We start from the raw sequence: 15172 nt of genomic DNA, 5'->3' as shown, positions 1-15172 counted from the left end.
AGCGCGACGGGGAGTTCGTTGCTTCACGTGAAACGTCGCGCTCAGTCGCTGACCGAGGCGAAGCCGTTGACGACCAGGACGTCGTAGACGTCGTGGGGATTGGTGCCCAGGTCCCAGCGGCCGAAGATCAACAGCCGCTCCGAGCCCTCGTGCTGGACGTCGATCTCGAGCATCGCCGATTTCCGGCCGAGACGCCGGTAGGAGACCATCCGGATCCGATCGATCCGGTCCAGCGGGTAGGTCTTGGGGCCGGTCAGCGTGCCGACGATCAGGCGCGGCGCCGGACCGCCGACCATGGTCAGCCGGGGGCGCTGCCGGACACCGAGCGCCGCCATGGCCAGCACCGCGACCGCGGCCAGGCCGACGAGCAGCCTGCTCGGTCCGTCCTTGGCCAGCACCGCGGCGACGACCAGGATCAGGCCGCCGCCGGACACGGCGAGCAGACCGGCGGTGGGAGTTGTCCACGACGTGCTGCCGGCGGAATCCACAGCGTTCACGCGGCTTCGTCCCCCGTTGCTCCTCGAGTTGTCCACAGCTTCATCCACAGGTGTGCATGAATAACACCGGTGTAATCCGGTGCGCCGCGCTCGGTCAGCGCCATCGCATGGTCATGATCAGGCCGATGACCATCAGGCCGAACCCGATCAGGAAGTTCCAGGCGTTGAGATCGTTCATCCAGCCGATGTGCTCGGCGGCCAGGTAGTACACCAGCAGCCACACGAGCCCGGCCAGCATGAAGCCAAGCATGATCGCGACGTACCAAGCCGGCGACGGGCCCGCCTTGACCTTCACCGGGGTGCGGCTGGCAGGGCTCGGGGTGTAGTCGGCCTTCTTACGGACCTTGGACTTGGGCATGACGTCCTCGAATTCGGGATACAGGTAACTCCTAGGCTATCCCACCAGGTAATGGATGCGACGACCTACGGGGTCGCCACGTACCCTCGACGCATGCGTGTATTGGTCGTCGACAACTACGACAGCTTCGTGTTCAACCTGGTGCAGTACCTCGGCCAGCTTGGTGCCGAGGCCGTGGTCTGGCGCAACGACGACCAGCGCCTGGCCGACCTGGACACCCTGCTCACCCGGGGTGACGCGGGCGGCACCTTCGACGGCGTGCTCGTCAGCCCCGGCCCCGGCAGCCCCGACCGCGCCGGCGCCAGCATCCCGCTGGTCCACGCGGCCGCGAAGCACCGCATGCCGTTGCTCGGCGTGTGCCTCGGGCACCAGGCGATCGGCGAGGCGTTCGGCGGAACGGTCGACCGCGCGCCCGAGCTGCTGCACGGCAAGACCAGCGAGGTCTTCCACATCGGCGCGGGCGTGCTGGCCGGGCTGCCCGACCCGTTCACCGCCACCAGGTACCACTCGCTGACCGTGCTCCCGGAGACCATGCCGGACGAGCTGGAGGTCGTCGGGCACACCGAGAGCGGCATCGTGATGGCCATGCGTCACCGCACCCTGCCCATCCATGGCGTGCAGTTCCACCCCGAGTCGGTGCTCACCCAGGGCGGCCACCGGATGCTGGCCAACTGGCTCGAGGTGTGCGGGCAGCGCCCCGCCGAGGCCCTGGTGTCGGCGCTGGAAGCGGAAGTCGCCGCGCTGGCGATCTCGTAACGCCATGACACCGGGGAGTGACACCGCGCGGCCGTACGTGCTGCTGTCGGTGGCCGCGAGCCTGGACGGCTACATCGACGACGCGAGCGCGCAGCGGCTGCTGCTGTCCAACAGCGCCGACTTCGACCGGGTCGACCAGATCCGCGCCGAATCCGACGCGATCCTGATCGGCGCGCGGACGCTGCGGACCGACAACCCCAGGCTGCTGGTCAACAGCGCGGTGCGCCGAGCCGACCGGGTGACGGCGGGCAAACCCGAATATCCGGTGAAGGTCACCGTCACCGCGTCCGGCGAGCTCGATCCCGAGCTGCGGTTCTGGCACACCGGCGGCGACAAGCTCGTCTACACCACCGACACCGGCGCGGCCCGGCTCGGCGACCGGCTCGCCGGGCTGGCCGACGTCGTCGCGCTCGGCCGGGAACTCGCGCTGGCCGCCCTCCTCGACGACCTGGGCGCGCGGGGGATCGGCCGTTTGATGGTCGAGGGCGGCACCGGGATGCACACCGGCTTCCTCGCTGCCGATCTGGCCGACGAGATCCGGCTCGCGATCGCGCCGATCCTGGTCGGCGACCCGGCCGCCCCGCGCTTCGTCGGCCCGGCCCAGTTCCCCGGCGGTGCACAGCGACGGCTCCGCCTGGCGGGTGTGGAACAACTTGGGGATGTCGCTGTGCTGAAGTACCTGGTCAGCCCCGGTGGCGCGCCGCTGCGCTAACCGAGCCTGTGGTCGAAATCATGTTCGCGACCTGGGGAAATTCCGCTGTCCACAGCTTGTCCGGCGAATCACTGCACACCTGAACATGACCGAATCCACATCATGCGACAGTTGTGGATAACTCCCGACCGGCAGGGGAATCCGATGACCGCAGGCAGTGCCGAGAGCACCGACCACCGATTCATGCACAGGGCGATCGAACTCGCCAGGAACTGCCCACCCAGCCCGACGGCCTATTCGGTGGGCGCGGTGATCGTCGCCGACGGTGTGGAGATCTCGACCGGCTACTCCAGGGAGACCGACGAGAAGGTGCACGCCGAGGAGTCGGCGCTGAACAAGCTCGACCCGGACGACCCGCGACTGACCAGGGCGACGATCTACAGCACGCTCGAACCGTGCTCGACCCGCGCCACCGCGAGCCGGCCGCCGTGCACCGACCGCATCCTGGCCGCCGGCATCCCGACCGTCGTCATCGCCTGGCGTGAGCCGAGCCTGTTCGTCGCCGCGTGCGAGGGTGTGGACAAACTCCGCAGGCACGGCGTGCGGGTGGTGGAGCTGACCGACCTGGCCACCGAGGCCATGTCGATGAACTCCCATCTCGATCTGAGCTGAGGCTCAGGGCCGCCCGTAGATGGCGGTCACGAACTCGCCGAGCTGATTGTCGTCGAGGTGCCGGGCCAGATCGGCCTCGCTGATCATGCCGACCAGCCGCTTGTTGTCGATCACCGGCATCCGCTTGACCCGATGGCCTTCCATCTGGTCGAGCACGTCCTCCACGTCGGCGTCCGCGCTGACCCACCGCGGGGTCGACTCGCACAGCTCGGCCGCGGTCGTGGTTTCGGGGGGCAGGCCGAGCGCGATGCACTTCACGACGATGTCGCGATCGGTGATGATGCCGCACATGCGCTCGTCGTCGTCGGCGACGACGAGCGATCCGACACCGAGATCGGCCATCGCCGTCGCCGCGGTCGCCACGGTGTCACCGCGGGTGATCCACTGCGCGCCGGGCTTCATGATGTCCCTGGCCGTGGTCATAGGGGCTACCTCCTCGTTCAGCGGTGCTGGGTGGGATGAAGCAGCCTCATTCTGCGCCCGCCGCGTCGCGGCAGGTGGGTTCTCCACGCAATCGAGACCTCGCGATCTCAGCGGGGTAGCGGCGAAGCACCCACCTGCAGCACGACGTTGCCGGTGATGGTCACCGAGGAACCCGCGGCCGGACTCTGGCCGACGATCTTGCCGGAGGCGCTGCCGTCCAGCGTGATCACCGTGGTCTGGCTGAGCTGACCGGTCCAGCCGAGCGCGCGCAGCTGTTCCTGCGCCTGCGTCGGGGTGAGTCCGGTCAGGTCGGGGACGGTGATCCGGTCACCGGCCGAGACCTGCACGGTGATGGTCGAGCCCTTCTCAGCGTTGCTGCCGCCGGTCGGGTTGGTGGAGAGCACCTGTCCCTTCGGCGCGCTCGACTTCACTTCCTGGATGTCGACCTTGAACCCGGCGCTGTCGACCAGGTTCGGCTGGGCGATCGAGATGTCCTGGCCGACCACGGTCGGCACCCGGACCTGCTCGGGACCCGAGCCGATGGTGATCACGATCGGCTGATCGATGTCGACCCGGACGCCCGCGCTCGGTTCCTGCGCGATCACCTTGTCGGTCTCGGCCGTGCTCGACGCCTTGCGCGGCGGGTTCGGGCTCAGGGTCAGCCCGATCGAGTTCAGCTTCTGCTCGGCCTCGGCCTGGGTCAGCCCGGACAGGCGCGGCACCTGCACCTGGGTGGGGCCGGTCGACACCTGCATGGTGACGGTGCTGCCCTCGTCGATCCGCGAACCGCCGAGCGGCTGGGTCGCGATGACATTGCCGACGGCGACCTTGCCGTCCGCCTTCTGCTGGGTGGCGACGTGGAACCCGGCCTGCTGCAACGCGGTCTGGGCCTGCTGCGACGACTGACCCGACACATCGGGGACAGCCACCTGGTCGGCCTTGCTGCCCGGTCCGACCAGCACCCAGAACAATCCGAAGGCCACCGCGAGCGCGGCGGCGACGCCGAGCGCGATCAGTCCGGTGCGGTTGCGGCCCTCGGCGGGCGGCGCGATCGCGGCCTGCTCGGAGGTGTCGTCGCGGCGGTCACGGAACGACCGCGGGGCGGGCTCGTCCTCGTAATCCATGATGGTGGTGCGATCTTCGTCGTTCATCACCATCGGCGCGCTCGGCTTCTGCCCGCCGAGCACCCGGATCAGGTCGGCGCGCATCTCCGCGGCCGTCTGGTACCGGTTGGCCGGGTTCTTGGCCATCGCCTTGAGGATCACCGAGTCGAGTTCGCGCGGCACGCCGGGATTCACCGACGACGGCAGCGGCGGATCCTCCTTGACGTGCTGGTACGCGACCGCGACCGGCGAGTCGCCGGTGAACGGCGGCTGCCCGGTGAGGATCTCGAACAGCACGCAGCCGACCGAATACACGTCCGAGCGGGCGTCGACGGTCTCGCCGCGCGCCTGCTCCGGCGAGAGGTACTGCGCGGTGCCGATCACCGCGGCGGTCTGGGTCATCGGGTTGGAGCTGTCGGCGATCGCGCGCGCGATGCCGAAGTCCATCACCTTCACCGCGCCCGCGCGGTTGATCATGATGTTGGCGGGCTTCATGTCGCGGTGCACGATGCCGGCCTTGTGGCTGAAATCGAGCGCGGCGCACACGTCGGCCACGACTTCCATCGCCTTGCGCGGCGCCAGCGGACCCTTGCCGCGGACGATATCGCGCAGGGTGTCGCCCTCGACGTACTCCATGACGATGTAGGGCAGCGGGCCGCCGTCGACGGTGGCCTCGCCGGTGTCGTACACCGCGACGATGGCCGGGTGATTCAGCGCGGCCGCGTTCTGCGCTTCCCGCTTGAACCGCAGGTAGAACGTGGGATCGCGGGCCAGATCGGCCCGCAGCACCTTGATCGCGACGTCACGCGAGAGGCGCACGTCGCGAGCCTTGTGCACCTCCGACATGCCGCCGAACCCGATGATCTCGCCCAGCTCGTACCGCGAGGAGAGATTCTTCGGGGTCGTCATGGCTGTCCTTGTGGCGGAGTGTTGTCGACGGTGATGTTCGGGCCGAGCGCGTTCGGGGCGTCCGGGAACGGCAGGTCGAGCGTGGGCAGGCGGGGCCTGCCGTTGACCGTCGTCGTCCCGCCGGCCGGCGTGGTGGTGGTCGGCTTGGTGGTCTTGGTGGTCGTCGGCGCCTTGGTGGTGGTCGTCGGCGGCGGCGTCGTGGTGGTGGTCGGCGGTTCCGTCGTTGTCGTCGGCGCCTCGGTGGTGGTCGTCGGGCGCGGCGCTTCCGTTGTCGTCGGCGGGGCCTCGGTGGGCGGCACGATCGGCGGTGGGAACGACTTGGTGGTCACCGGCGGGGGCAGCGGTTTGGTCGTCTGCGTCGTGGTGGTCGTGGTGCCGGAGTCGCGATTCGGCTCACCGCCGAACAGCACCCAGAGCACGACGCCGCCGAGGAGCAGCGCGCCGACGCCCAGGGCGATCAGCCACTTCTGGTTGTTCTTGGCATTGCTGCTGCCCGCGATCGCCGCAGGCGCGGCGGCCTGCGTCGCCGGGCCGGTGTAGCCGCCACCGGGGGTGATCGGCTGCGGAGCCTGGTTGCCGAAGCGCATGGTCGCGCCGTCGTACTCGGCGCCCGCGGCCGCCGGGATCACCATGGTCGGGCCGGGCGGCAGCACCCTGGTCGCGCCGGTCATCGGGGGCGCGGCACCGGCGGGCGGCGGCGGCATGTGTCCCGCGCGCACCGCGGCGACGGCATCGGCGAACTCGCCACCGCTGCTGTAGCGCTGGGTCGGGTCCTTGGCCATCGTGATGGCGATCAGCTCGTGCACGTTCGCGGGCAGATCGGCGGGCATCGGCGGCGGCGCGTCGCGGACGTGCTTCATCGCGACGGTGATGGCGCCGTCACCGGTGAACGGGCGCACGCCGGCGAGGGCCTCGTAGCCGACGATGCCGAGCGAGTAGACGTCGCTGGCCGCGGTGGCGTCCTCGCCGACGGCCTGCTCGGGCGCGATGTACTGGGCGGTGCCCATCACCATGCCGGTCTTGGTCACCGGCGAGGCGTCGACCGCCTTGGCGATGCCGAAGTCGGTGATCTTCACCTGGCCGGTGGGCGTGACCAGGATGTTGCCCGGCTTCACGTCGCGGTGCACCACGCCCGCGGCGTGCGCCACCTCGAGCGCGCGACCGGTCTGCTCGAGCATGTCCAGGCCCTGGACGACCGAGAGCCTGCCCATCCGGTTCAGCACCGCGTTGAGCGGTTCGCCCTGCACGAGCTCCATCACCAGGTACGCGGTCTCGCCCCCGGAGGGGTCGGTGGTCTCGCCGTAGTCGTAGATGCCTGCGATGCCCGGGTGGTTCAGCTGGGCGGTGGTGCGCGCCTCGGTCCGGAACCGCTGACGGAAGGTCGGGTCGGCGGAGAACTCGGTCTTGAGGACCTTGACCGCCACCCGGCGGTCGAGCCGGGTGTCCATCGCTTCCCACACCTGACCCATGCCACCCGTGGCGATGAGCCGTTGCAGGCGGTATCGGTCGGCAATCATGGCGCCGTTGTTCAGCATCGGGGCCCCCGTGTTGTCACTCGCACACTCATTTCGTTCAGCCCCCTGCCAGACCCGCGTCCAGCACCGACCTGGCGATCGGTGCCGCCACCGAGCCACCGGTGGCCTGGAGCGCCCGGTCGCCGCCGTTCTCGACGATCACCGCGATGGCGATCTTCGGGTTCTGGGCGGGCGCGAAGGCCATATACCAGGCGTGTGGCGGGGTGTTACGGGGATTGCTGCCGTGTTCGGCCGTTCCGGTCTTGGACGCGATCTGGTACGGCGACCGGCCACCGCCCGCGGTATTGGCCTCCGAGGCGACCATCAGATTCGTCAGGGTCGACGCTACCTGGGGACTCACCGCTTGTCCGACCGAGACGGGCTTGGTCTTGCTGAGCTCCGACAGGTCCGGCGCCTGGGTCTGATCGACCAGGTACGGCTGCATCCTGGTGCCGCCGTTGGCGATCGTCGCCGCGACCACCGCGATGTCGAGCGGGGTCACCGCGACATCGCGCTGACCGATGCTGGACTGCCCGAGCGCCGCGTTGTCCGGGATCGGGCCGACGGTCGACTCCGCCACCGGGATCGGCACCCCGCGATGCGGGCCGATGCCGAACGCGGCGGCCTCGTCCTTGAGCGCGCTCGCGCCGACCTTCACGCCGAGCTCGACGAACGCGGTGTTGCAGGAGCGGCGGAACGCGTCGTAGAGGCTCGCGGTCGGCCCGTCACCACAGGTGCTGCCGCCGTAGTTCTCCAGCGTGGTGCTGGTGCCGGGCAGGGTGATGTTGGGCGCCGCGGTGAACTGGTCGTCGGGACCGGCGACGCCGTTGGACAGCGCGGCCGCGGTGACGATGGTCTTGAAGGTCGAGCCAGGCGGGTAGGTCTGCGAGACGGCGCGATTGAGCATCGGCTGGCTCGGATCGGTGCTGAGCCGCTCCCACGCCGCCCGGCCCGCTGCGCCATCGTGGCCCGACAGCTCGTTGGGGTCGTAGCTGGGGGTCGAGACCATCGTGAGGATCTTGCCGGTGCTCGGCTCGATCGCGACCACCGCGCCGGTGTAGCCCTTCGAGGTCATCTGGTCGTAGGCGACCTGCTGCATCATCGGGTTGAGCGTGGTGAGCACGTTGCCGCCGCGCGGATCGCGCCCGGCGAACATGTCGATCAGCCTGCGGCCGAACAGGCTCGAGTCGTTGCCCGACAGCAGCGGGTCCTCGGCCAGCTCGAGTCCGGTCTTGCCGTACTGCATCGAGTAGAAGCCGGTGACCGGCGCGTACGCGGGCGGGGTGCTCGGGTACTGGCGCAGGTACTTGTACCGGTCGTCGGTGGCGACCGAGCTCGCGAGCACGGTGCCGCCCGCGGAGATCTGCCCGCGCTGGCGCGAGTACTCGTCGAGCAGCACGCGCGAGTTGCGCGGATCGCTGCGCAGATCGTCGGCCTTGACCACCTGGAGGTAGGTGGCGTTCACGAGCAGCGCGACCACCATCACCATCACGGCGACGGCGACGCGACGTAGTGGAGTGTTCATTCGCTCGCCCTGCCTTCCGACCTGCGGAACATCTCGGTCGGCGCCTCGGCGATCGGCGCCGGGCCGCGCTTGCGCACCGGTGCGGGCGCGCGGGCGGCATCGGAGATCTTGATCAGCAGCCCGAGCAACGCGTAGTTCGCCAGCAGCGACGAACCGCCGTAGGAGATGAACGGCGTGGTCAGGCCGGTCAACGGGATCAGCTTGGTGACACCGCCGACGACGACGAAGATCTGGATCGCGATCGTGAACGAGAGCCCGGCCGCGAGCAGCTTGCCGAAGCTGTCGCGCACGGCCAGCGCGGTCCGCAGCCCGCGCACGATGAAGATCAGGAACAGCATCAGCACCGCGGTGAGCCCGATCAGGCCGAGCTCCTCACCGATCGTGGTGACGATGAAGTCGGTCTTGGCGAAGGGCACCTGGTTGGGGCGGCCGCTGCCGAGCCCGGTGCCCGCCAGCCCGCCGGTCGCGAAACCGAACAGCGACTGCGAGATCTGGTAGCCGGTGTTGTGGTAGTCGTCGAACGGGTGCAGCCAGGTGTCGACGCGCACCCGCACGTGCCCGAAGAGCTGGTAGGCGAAGACGAAGCCGAGCACGAGCAGCCCGCCGCCGATGATCAGCCAGCCCACCCGCTCGGTGGCGATGTAGATCATCACCAGCACGGTGCCGAAGATGAGCAGCGAGGTGCCCAGGTCCTTCTCCAGGACGAGCACGCCGATGCAGACGATCCAGACGATCAGGACCGGGCCCATATCGCGCGGGCGCGGGAACTCCATGCCGAGGAAGTGCTTGCCCGCCGCGGTGAACAGATCGCGCTTGGCCACCAGGACGCCGGCGAAGAACACGATCAGCAGGATCTTCGCGAACTCGCCCGGCTGCACGCTGAATCCGGGCAGCCGGATCCAGATCTTGGCGCCGTTGACTTCGGAGAACCGGCTGGGCAGCAGTGCCGGAATCGCCAGCGCGACCAGGCCGACCAGGCCTAGGGTGTAGGTGTAGCGCGCGAGCGTGCGGTAGTCCCGCAAGACGATGAGCAGGGTGATGAACACCACGATGCCCAGGCCGGTCCACATGATCTGCTGGTTGGCATCGGGGGAGGGAATGGGGCTCGAGTCGTACGCGGCCTTCTGCGCGTCCGCGAGGTCGAGCCGATGGATCAGCACCAGCCCCAAACCGTTGAGCAGCGCCACGATCGGTAGCAGCAGTGGGTCGGCGAACGGCGCGAACCGCCGCACGGCCAGATGCGCGATACCGAACAGCGCGAGAAAAGCCAGTCCGTACTTGGCGATGTCCCAGGTGATCGACTGTTCCTGGCTCGCCTCGACGATGAACAACGACACCGTCGTGATCCCCGCCGCCCCCGCCAGCAGCAGCAACTCCTGGTTGCGTCGCGTCGACGGGGGTGGTGCTGGCGCGAATCCGCCAGGGGGGCTGGGGAAAGCCCCAGCCGACGGCGGTGCCGGAGCGGACATCAGTCCGTCACCCGGCAGTTCTCCCCTGAGATCTGCGGAGTTGTCGGGGGCACGGTCGTCGTGGTCGGGGCAGGCGTGGTGGTGGTCGGCGCCGCGGGCTGATCGGGGCCGGGTGTCGGCGCGCCACCGGGGGTCACCGGCGGCTGCTCGGTGGGCAGCACGCCGGGCTGGGGCACCGATTCCTTCTTCGGGCAGGGCGGCAGCAGTTCCTTCTGCAGCAGCTTCATGCTGTCGCGCGCCTTGTCCAGCGAATCCGGCGGCAGGCCCTTCTGGACCTGATCGCGGCCGGTCTGCTTGAGATCGCTGACCATCAGCTTCTTGCAGCCGGCCGGCGCGGATTCGCCGACCTCGACCAGCGTCAGCTCACCCTTGCTGTTGACGCAGCCGGTGAGCTCCACATCGTGGATCGAGTAGCCGAGGATCGAACCGGGCAGGCCGCGCATCACGACCACCTGATCGTTGTCGGCGCCCACGTAGTAGTTGCTGCGAATCATCTTGTAGCCGACCACGAGTCCGACGGCGACCGCGGCGATCAGCGCCAGCGAGAGCAGCAGCCAGCGCAGCTTGTGCGACTTCGGCTCCGGCGGCGGGGGCGCGGCGGCGGCCCGGCGCGGCTGGGCGCGCGGCGGGCGCATCGCGGCGGCCCGGCCAGCGGCGGTGTTCGGCGGCGGGGTGTCTTCCTCCTCCTCGGTGGAGGCGGCGCCCGCGACGATCGGGTGGCTCTGGCCGTAGTCGAGATCGATCACGTCGGCCACGACGACGGTGACGTTGTCGGGACCACCACTGCGCAACGCCAATTCGATGAGCCGGTCGGCGCACTCGTCGGTATTGCCCTCGCGCATGGTGTTGCCGATGGTCTCGTCGCTCACCACGTCCGAAAGTCCGTCGGAGCACAGCAGATACCGGTCACCGGCGCGGGCCTCGCGCATGATCAGCGTCGGCTCGATCTCGTTGCCGGTGAGGGCGCGCATGATCAGCGAACGCTGCGGGTGGGTGTGCGCCTGCTCGGCGGTGATCCGGCCCTCGTCGACCAGCGACTGCACGAACGTGTCGTCGCGGGTGATCTGGGCGAGTTCCCCCTCGCGCAACAGGTACGCGCGCGAGTCGCCGATGTGCACCATGCCGAGCTTGCCGCCCGCGAACAGGATGGCGGTGAGCGTGGTGCCCATGCCGTCGAGTTCGGGTTCGGCCTCGACGTGGTCGGCGATGGCCGCGTTGCCGGAACGCGTTGCGCGATCGAGCTTGCCGAGGATGTCCTGGCCCGGCTCGTCGTCGTCTAGATGCGCCAGCGCGGCGATCATCAACTGGGAGGCGACTTCACCGGCGGCGTGGCCACCCATGCCGTCGGCGAGGGCCAGCAGGCGTGCGCCCGCGTAGACCGAATCCTCGTTGTTGCCCCGGACGAGTCCGCGGTCGCTTCGCGCGGTGTAGCGCAGAACAAGTGTCACGATCGCAGCTCGATCACAGTTTTGCCGACCCGGACAGGAGTACCGAGCGGAACACGGACGGCGGTGGTGACTTTCGCGCGGTCGAGATAAGTGCCGTTGGTGGAGCCGAGGTCCTCCACGTACCAGTCGTCACCACGCTGAGAGAGTCGCGCGTGCCTGGTCGAGGCGTAGTCGTCGGTGAGTACCAGCGTCGAATCGTCGGCACGGCCGATGAGGACCGGCTGCGTGCCGAGCGTGATTCGAGTGCCGGCGAGTGAACCATGAGTCACCACTAGATACTTGGCGCCCTTCTGGCCTCGGCTGAAGGAAGGCAGCCCGATGGACCCGCGCGCACCGCGTGCGGGTCTCGGCTGAATCCGGATGCCGGATGCCGCGTAGATATCGCTGCGCAAGGTCCGCAGAACGGCCCAGACGAACAACCAGAGCAGCAGCAGGAACCCCGCGCGGGTCAATTGCAGGATCAATCCCTGCACGGCGTTCCACCTCCTGTTCGCCCGGGTACGTCGGTACGGCAGGTGCGGGGCGAACCACCCCCACCAGCGTGCTGGCTTGCGGGCCCCGAGGTCGGGGCCGTGCGTGTGATGGCAGCATCATAGGGCCGACGGCGTCGACTCGTGACCTGCACCGCGCAGCTTACGGGATCAGACGATCCGGATCAGGATCTCCGAATGTCCGGCCCGGATGACGTCGCCGTCGGCGAGCTGCCAATCCTGTACGGGCGAGCCGTTGACCAGGGTTCCGTTGGTGGAACCCAGATCCGAGAGCATCGCGGTCTGGCCGTCCCAGCGCACCTCGATGTGGCGGCGCGACACACCGGTGTCGGGCAGCCGGAAGTGCGCGTCCTGGCCGCGGCCGATGATGTTGCTGCCCTCGCGGAGCTGGTACGTGCGGCCGCTGCCGTCGTCGAGCTGGAGGGTGGCCGAGTAGCTGGACTGCGCGGCGCCGTAACCGGCACCGGCGGCGGGCGCCTGGCCGTAGCCCTGCGGCTGGGCGCCGTAGCCACCCTGCTGGCCGTAGCCCTGCTGCTCCTCCTGGCCGTAACCGCCCTGCTGGCCGTAGCCCTGCTGCGGCTCGGCGTAGCCCTGCTGGCCGTAACCCTGGTCGGCGTAACCGTTCTGGCCGTAGCCGCCCTGCTGGTCGTAACCGGGCTCGGCGTACCCCTGCTGGCCGTACCCACCCTGCTGGCCGTAGCCGCCTTGCTGGTCGTAGCCCTGCTGGCCGTAGCCGCCCTGCTGGTCGTAACCGGGCTCGGCGTAGCCCTGCTGCCCGTACCCGCCCTGCTGGCTGTAGGCCTGCTGGCCGTACCCGCCCTGCTGGTCGTAGCCCTGCTCGCCGTATCCGGGCTGGGCGCCGTAGCCGCCCTGCTGGCCGTAGCCACCCTGACCGCCCGCGTTGTCGTACCCGTTCTGGTACTCGCCACCCTGCTGGCCGTACGCGGCGTCGCCGTAGCCCGGCTGGGCGCCGTAACCGCCCTGCTGGCCGTACTCGTCGGGGTAGGCACCGCCGGGAGCCGCACCTCGGCCGGCGGGCGGCGGCGCGTACCCGCGATTGCGTGGATCGGACTCCGCGGGCTCTCGGCTCGGCTCGTAGCCTGAGTTGTGCGTCATGGGGCCAGCTCCTGGTTGCGGGTGTGCGGGTCGTTGTGGCGGTTCGGGGCGAGGTGGGGCGGTCCCGCGACCGGCGTCGGGGTCGACGCGGCCGCTCGCTCTGAACATTCCGGTGTGCAGCGTAGGTGATGCCTCGAACGCCACGTGTACTTCGCCGTAGGTCTGCCAGCCCTGCTCGCGGATGTAATCCTGCAGATGTTTGGCGAACGCCTTGGTCGTGAGGTCGTGATCGGCGTCGAGTTTTCCGTGATCGGATTCGTTGATCGTGATCACGTAACTGTTCGGGGCGAGCTTGTGCCCGCCGCCCAGATCCTGGATCTGATCTGCGGCTTCGCGCTGCAGCGCGGCCTCCACCTCCTGGGGAACGACGCTGCCGCCGAACGCCCTCGCGAACACATCACCGACGGCGCCCTGCAGGCGACGCTCGAATCTCGACACGATGCCCATCACAGCCCTCCCTTCGGTGCGCGTGTCCGACCAGGTCGACACGCTGGTTACGGCGTGTCCGGACCCGACCACGTTCCTTGCATGATATCCACGATCCTCCAACCCTGTAACTCCCGGCGAACCGCCCCGGTTCCCGAGCCGAATCCGCTCGCATCACCGCAGGTCAGAGGGTCGATTTTATTTTCAGCGGCGAGGCATGTTAGATTTTTCCAGTCGCTCGGGCGAGTGGCGGAATGGCAGACGCGCTGGCTTCAGGTGCCAGTGTCCGTAAGGACGTGGGGGTTCAAGTCCCCCTTCGCCCACCAGACTAGAGGCTCGATCCATCCGGATCGGGCCTCTCGTCGTTTTCGGGGGTGTTCGTCAGCGGCGGACGAGGCGGAGGAGGGCTTCGCGCAGGGGTGGGGACGGGGTGGTGGTGGCCAGTTCCTGGAGGGCGGTTTCGGCGATGGCGGCGACCAGGAGGGTGGCGATGGGGGTGGGGTCGTCCCAGCCCATGGCGGTGAGGTCGGCGGTGACGAGGGCGGCGGCGCTGGCGTTGCGGGTGGCGACCTCGGGGGCGAGGCCGGCGTCGGTGCGGGCCTGGACGAGCAGGCCCTTGGTGGCCGGGTCGGCCAGGCAGCCGTCGAGGTAGGCGGTGATGCCCGCGGTGAGGCGGGGCTCGCCGGGTGGGAGGTCGGCGATGGCGGTGGTGACCAGGTCGTCGAGGTGGTCGTGGAAGGCGCGGTGCAGGGCGACGAAGTAGGCCTCGCGGCTGGGCCAGTGCTGATAGAAACTGCCCTTGGCCATGTTCGCCCTGGCGGCGATCGCGTTGACCGACAGTTTGGTCAGGTCCTCGGTGGACAGCAGGCTGCGGCCCGCCGCCAGCAGCGCGCGGCGTCCCGGCTCGGCCGATCTCATGACCCCACTCCAGCACAGGCGGTCAGGAAGTCCCGCACCGTGTCCAGGAAGAGAGCGGGCGCCTCGGCGAACGGTTCGTGCCGGGTGGCGATCACCGACACCGCGGCGTGCGGCAGGGCGACGGCGACGCCGCGGCGGTTCAGCAGCCACGGATTCGTCGGATCGTTGCGTCCCCACACCACCTGCACCGGTACACCGGCCAGCAGTGGCCCCGTCGAGGGCAGATCGAATCGCGGATCGTCGAAACTGCGCCAGAGACTGCGATATACGGCCAGCCGCACCGGATCTCCGGGCACTGCCACCGCCCGATCGAAGATGGCCCGCACCCCGCCGCGATCGAGCGGACCCAGATACATCCGCGCATTCGGCACGACATACCGGCCCGCCATCGCGCGGCTCGCGACGAGATGGAAGTAGCCCCGGGTGAACGCGTTCAGCGGGGCGAACCCGGCCGGTTGCACGAGAACGAGCCCGCGTACGAGGTCCGGCGCGCGCTCGGCCAGCCGCACCGCGGCGTATCCGCCCGCGCTGTTGCCGATCACCGTGAGCGCGCCGAAGCCGCGCGCGGACAGCGCCGCGGCGACCAGCACGCTCACCTCGGCCAGCGCGTCGATGGTGATCAGCTCCGGGTCCCGCACGGTCGACGCGCCCGAGCCGGGCCAGTCGACGGCCGCGATCGCCCAGTCGGGTGCCAGCGCGGGCACGATCTCGTCGAAGTCGCGGTGATCACCCGGATTCGCGTGCAGCAGGAGCAATCCCGGCGCCGCCCCGGGCGACCGGCCGCGCAGATGCACCGCGATGTCGCCGAACGGAGTGGGAACGGTCAGTGTCTCGGCAGGCCCCATGAACCGACGGTAGCCATGACCGACCGGTCGGTCAAGCCTTCGGACGGCCG

Annotated in this window: 15 protein-coding genes and 1 tRNA gene; 4 read left to right on the top strand and 12 right to left on the bottom strand. The window is 69.4% G+C overall.

Annotated features, from left to right (window positions below; genetic code table 11):
- Positions 1 to 41: 41 nt before the first annotated feature.
- Both ACFYWJ_RS05410 and crgA read right to left on the bottom strand, forming a co-directional pair.
- Positions 42 to 488, bottom strand: coding sequence for a PH domain-containing protein (locus ACFYWJ_RS05410; RefSeq protein WP_355275458.1), 447 nt, complete (start codon positions 486 to 488; stop codon positions 42 to 44).
- Between the two features lie 103 nt (positions 489 to 591).
- The gene (crgA, locus tag ACFYWJ_RS05405; RefSeq protein WP_218715976.1) at positions 592 to 855 is read right to left on the bottom strand and encodes a cell division protein CrgA; all 264 of its coding nucleotides are present in this window, start codon (positions 853 to 855) and stop codon (positions 592 to 594) included.
- A gap of 93 nt (positions 856 to 948) precedes the next feature.
- Between crgA and ACFYWJ_RS05400 the strand changes: the two genes are divergently transcribed.
- The 3 genes from ACFYWJ_RS05400 to ACFYWJ_RS05390 all read left to right on the top strand — a co-directional run bounded on the left by ACFYWJ_RS05400 (position 949) and on the right by ACFYWJ_RS05390 (position 2935).
- Positions 949 to 1611: an aminodeoxychorismate/anthranilate synthase component II gene (locus ACFYWJ_RS05400; protein ID WP_355275369.1), complete on the top strand. Its 663-nt coding sequence runs from the start codon at positions 949 to 951 to the stop codon at positions 1609 to 1611.
- A 4-nt stretch (positions 1612 to 1615) separates the two neighbouring features.
- Positions 1616 to 2323 carry a dihydrofolate reductase family protein gene (locus ACFYWJ_RS05395; protein ID WP_355275371.1) on the top strand — a complete coding sequence of 236 codons (708 nt, stop codon included), beginning with the start codon at positions 1616 to 1618 and terminating at the stop codon, positions 2321 to 2323.
- 144 nt (positions 2324 to 2467) lie between these two features.
- Complete coding sequence (locus ACFYWJ_RS05390) at positions 2468 to 2935, top strand: deaminase (protein ID WP_355275372.1); 468 nt, start codon at positions 2468 to 2470, stop codon at positions 2933 to 2935.
- A gap of 3 nt (positions 2936 to 2938) precedes the next feature.
- On the opposite strand, the gene ACFYWJ_RS05385 is transcribed toward ACFYWJ_RS05390, so the two are convergent.
- From ACFYWJ_RS05385 to ACFYWJ_RS05350, 8 genes are all read right to left on the bottom strand, one after another.
- Positions 2939 to 3358: a CBS domain-containing protein gene (locus ACFYWJ_RS05385; RefSeq protein ID WP_355275374.1), complete on the bottom strand. Its 420-nt coding sequence runs from the start codon at positions 3356 to 3358 to the stop codon at positions 2939 to 2941.
- Positions 3359 to 3465: 107 nt separating this feature from the next.
- Entirely contained in the window at positions 3466 to 5370 is a 1905-nt protein-coding gene (pknB, locus tag ACFYWJ_RS05380; protein WP_355275376.1) for a Stk1 family PASTA domain-containing Ser/Thr kinase, read from the bottom strand.
- A complete protein-coding gene (locus ACFYWJ_RS05375) occupies positions 5367 to 6905 on the bottom strand; it encodes a protein kinase (RefSeq protein WP_355275378.1) in 1539 nt (512 codons plus the stop codon). Before ACFYWJ_RS05375 ends, pknB begins: the two co-directional genes overlap by 4 nt.
- 37 nt (positions 6906 to 6942) lie before the next feature.
- Positions 6943 to 8409 (bottom strand): penicillin-binding protein 2, encoded by a 1467-nt coding sequence (locus tag ACFYWJ_RS05370; protein WP_355275381.1) that lies wholly within the window; start codon positions 8407 to 8409, stop codon positions 6943 to 6945.
- The gene (locus tag ACFYWJ_RS05365; protein ID WP_355275382.1) at positions 8406 to 9878 is read right to left on the bottom strand and encodes an FtsW/RodA/SpoVE family cell cycle protein; all 1473 of its coding nucleotides are present in this window, start codon (positions 9876 to 9878) and stop codon (positions 8406 to 8408) included. Before ACFYWJ_RS05365 ends, ACFYWJ_RS05370 begins: the two co-directional genes overlap by 4 nt.
- Entirely contained in the window at positions 9878 to 11326 is a 1449-nt protein-coding gene (locus tag ACFYWJ_RS05360; RefSeq protein WP_355275384.1) for a protein phosphatase 2C domain-containing protein, read from the bottom strand. Before ACFYWJ_RS05360 ends, ACFYWJ_RS05365 begins: the two co-directional genes overlap by 1 nt.
- Positions 11323 to 11799, bottom strand: coding sequence for an FHA domain-containing protein (locus ACFYWJ_RS05355; protein WP_355275386.1), 477 nt, complete (start codon positions 11797 to 11799; stop codon positions 11323 to 11325). The genes ACFYWJ_RS05360 and ACFYWJ_RS05355 overlap by 4 nt, the downstream gene beginning before the upstream one ends.
- Positions 11800 to 11967: 168 nt before the next feature.
- Positions 11968 to 13380, bottom strand: a complete 1413-nt coding sequence (locus ACFYWJ_RS05350) for a DUF3662 and FHA domain-containing protein (protein ID WP_355275388.1) — start codon at positions 13378 to 13380, stop codon at positions 11968 to 11970.
- A 219-nt stretch (positions 13381 to 13599) separates the two neighbouring features.
- Between ACFYWJ_RS05350 and ACFYWJ_RS05345 the strand changes: the two genes are divergently transcribed.
- Positions 13600 to 13685, top strand: a tRNA-Leu gene (locus ACFYWJ_RS05345).
- A gap of 55 nt (positions 13686 to 13740) precedes the next feature.
- On the opposite strand, the gene ACFYWJ_RS05340 is transcribed toward ACFYWJ_RS05345, so the two are convergent.
- A complete protein-coding gene (locus ACFYWJ_RS05340; RefSeq protein ID WP_355275390.1) occupies positions 13741 to 14277 on the bottom strand; it encodes a TetR/AcrR family transcriptional regulator in 537 nt (178 codons plus the stop codon).
- On the bottom strand, positions 14274 to 15122 hold the full coding sequence (locus ACFYWJ_RS05335) for an alpha/beta fold hydrolase (protein WP_355275392.1): 849 nt from the start codon (positions 15120 to 15122) through the stop codon (positions 14274 to 14276). Before ACFYWJ_RS05335 ends, ACFYWJ_RS05340 begins: the two co-directional genes overlap by 4 nt.
- Positions 15123 to 15172 lie beyond the last annotated feature (50 nt).

It is taken from the genome of Nocardia sp. NPDC003269 (assembly GCF_042888005.1).
In the GTDB taxonomy this organism is placed as follows: domain Bacteria; phylum Actinomycetota; class Actinomycetes; order Mycobacteriales; family Mycobacteriaceae; genus Nocardia.
Note: the sequence above shows the minus strand (reverse complement) of the source record. Positions and strands in the feature narration are given on the sequence as shown.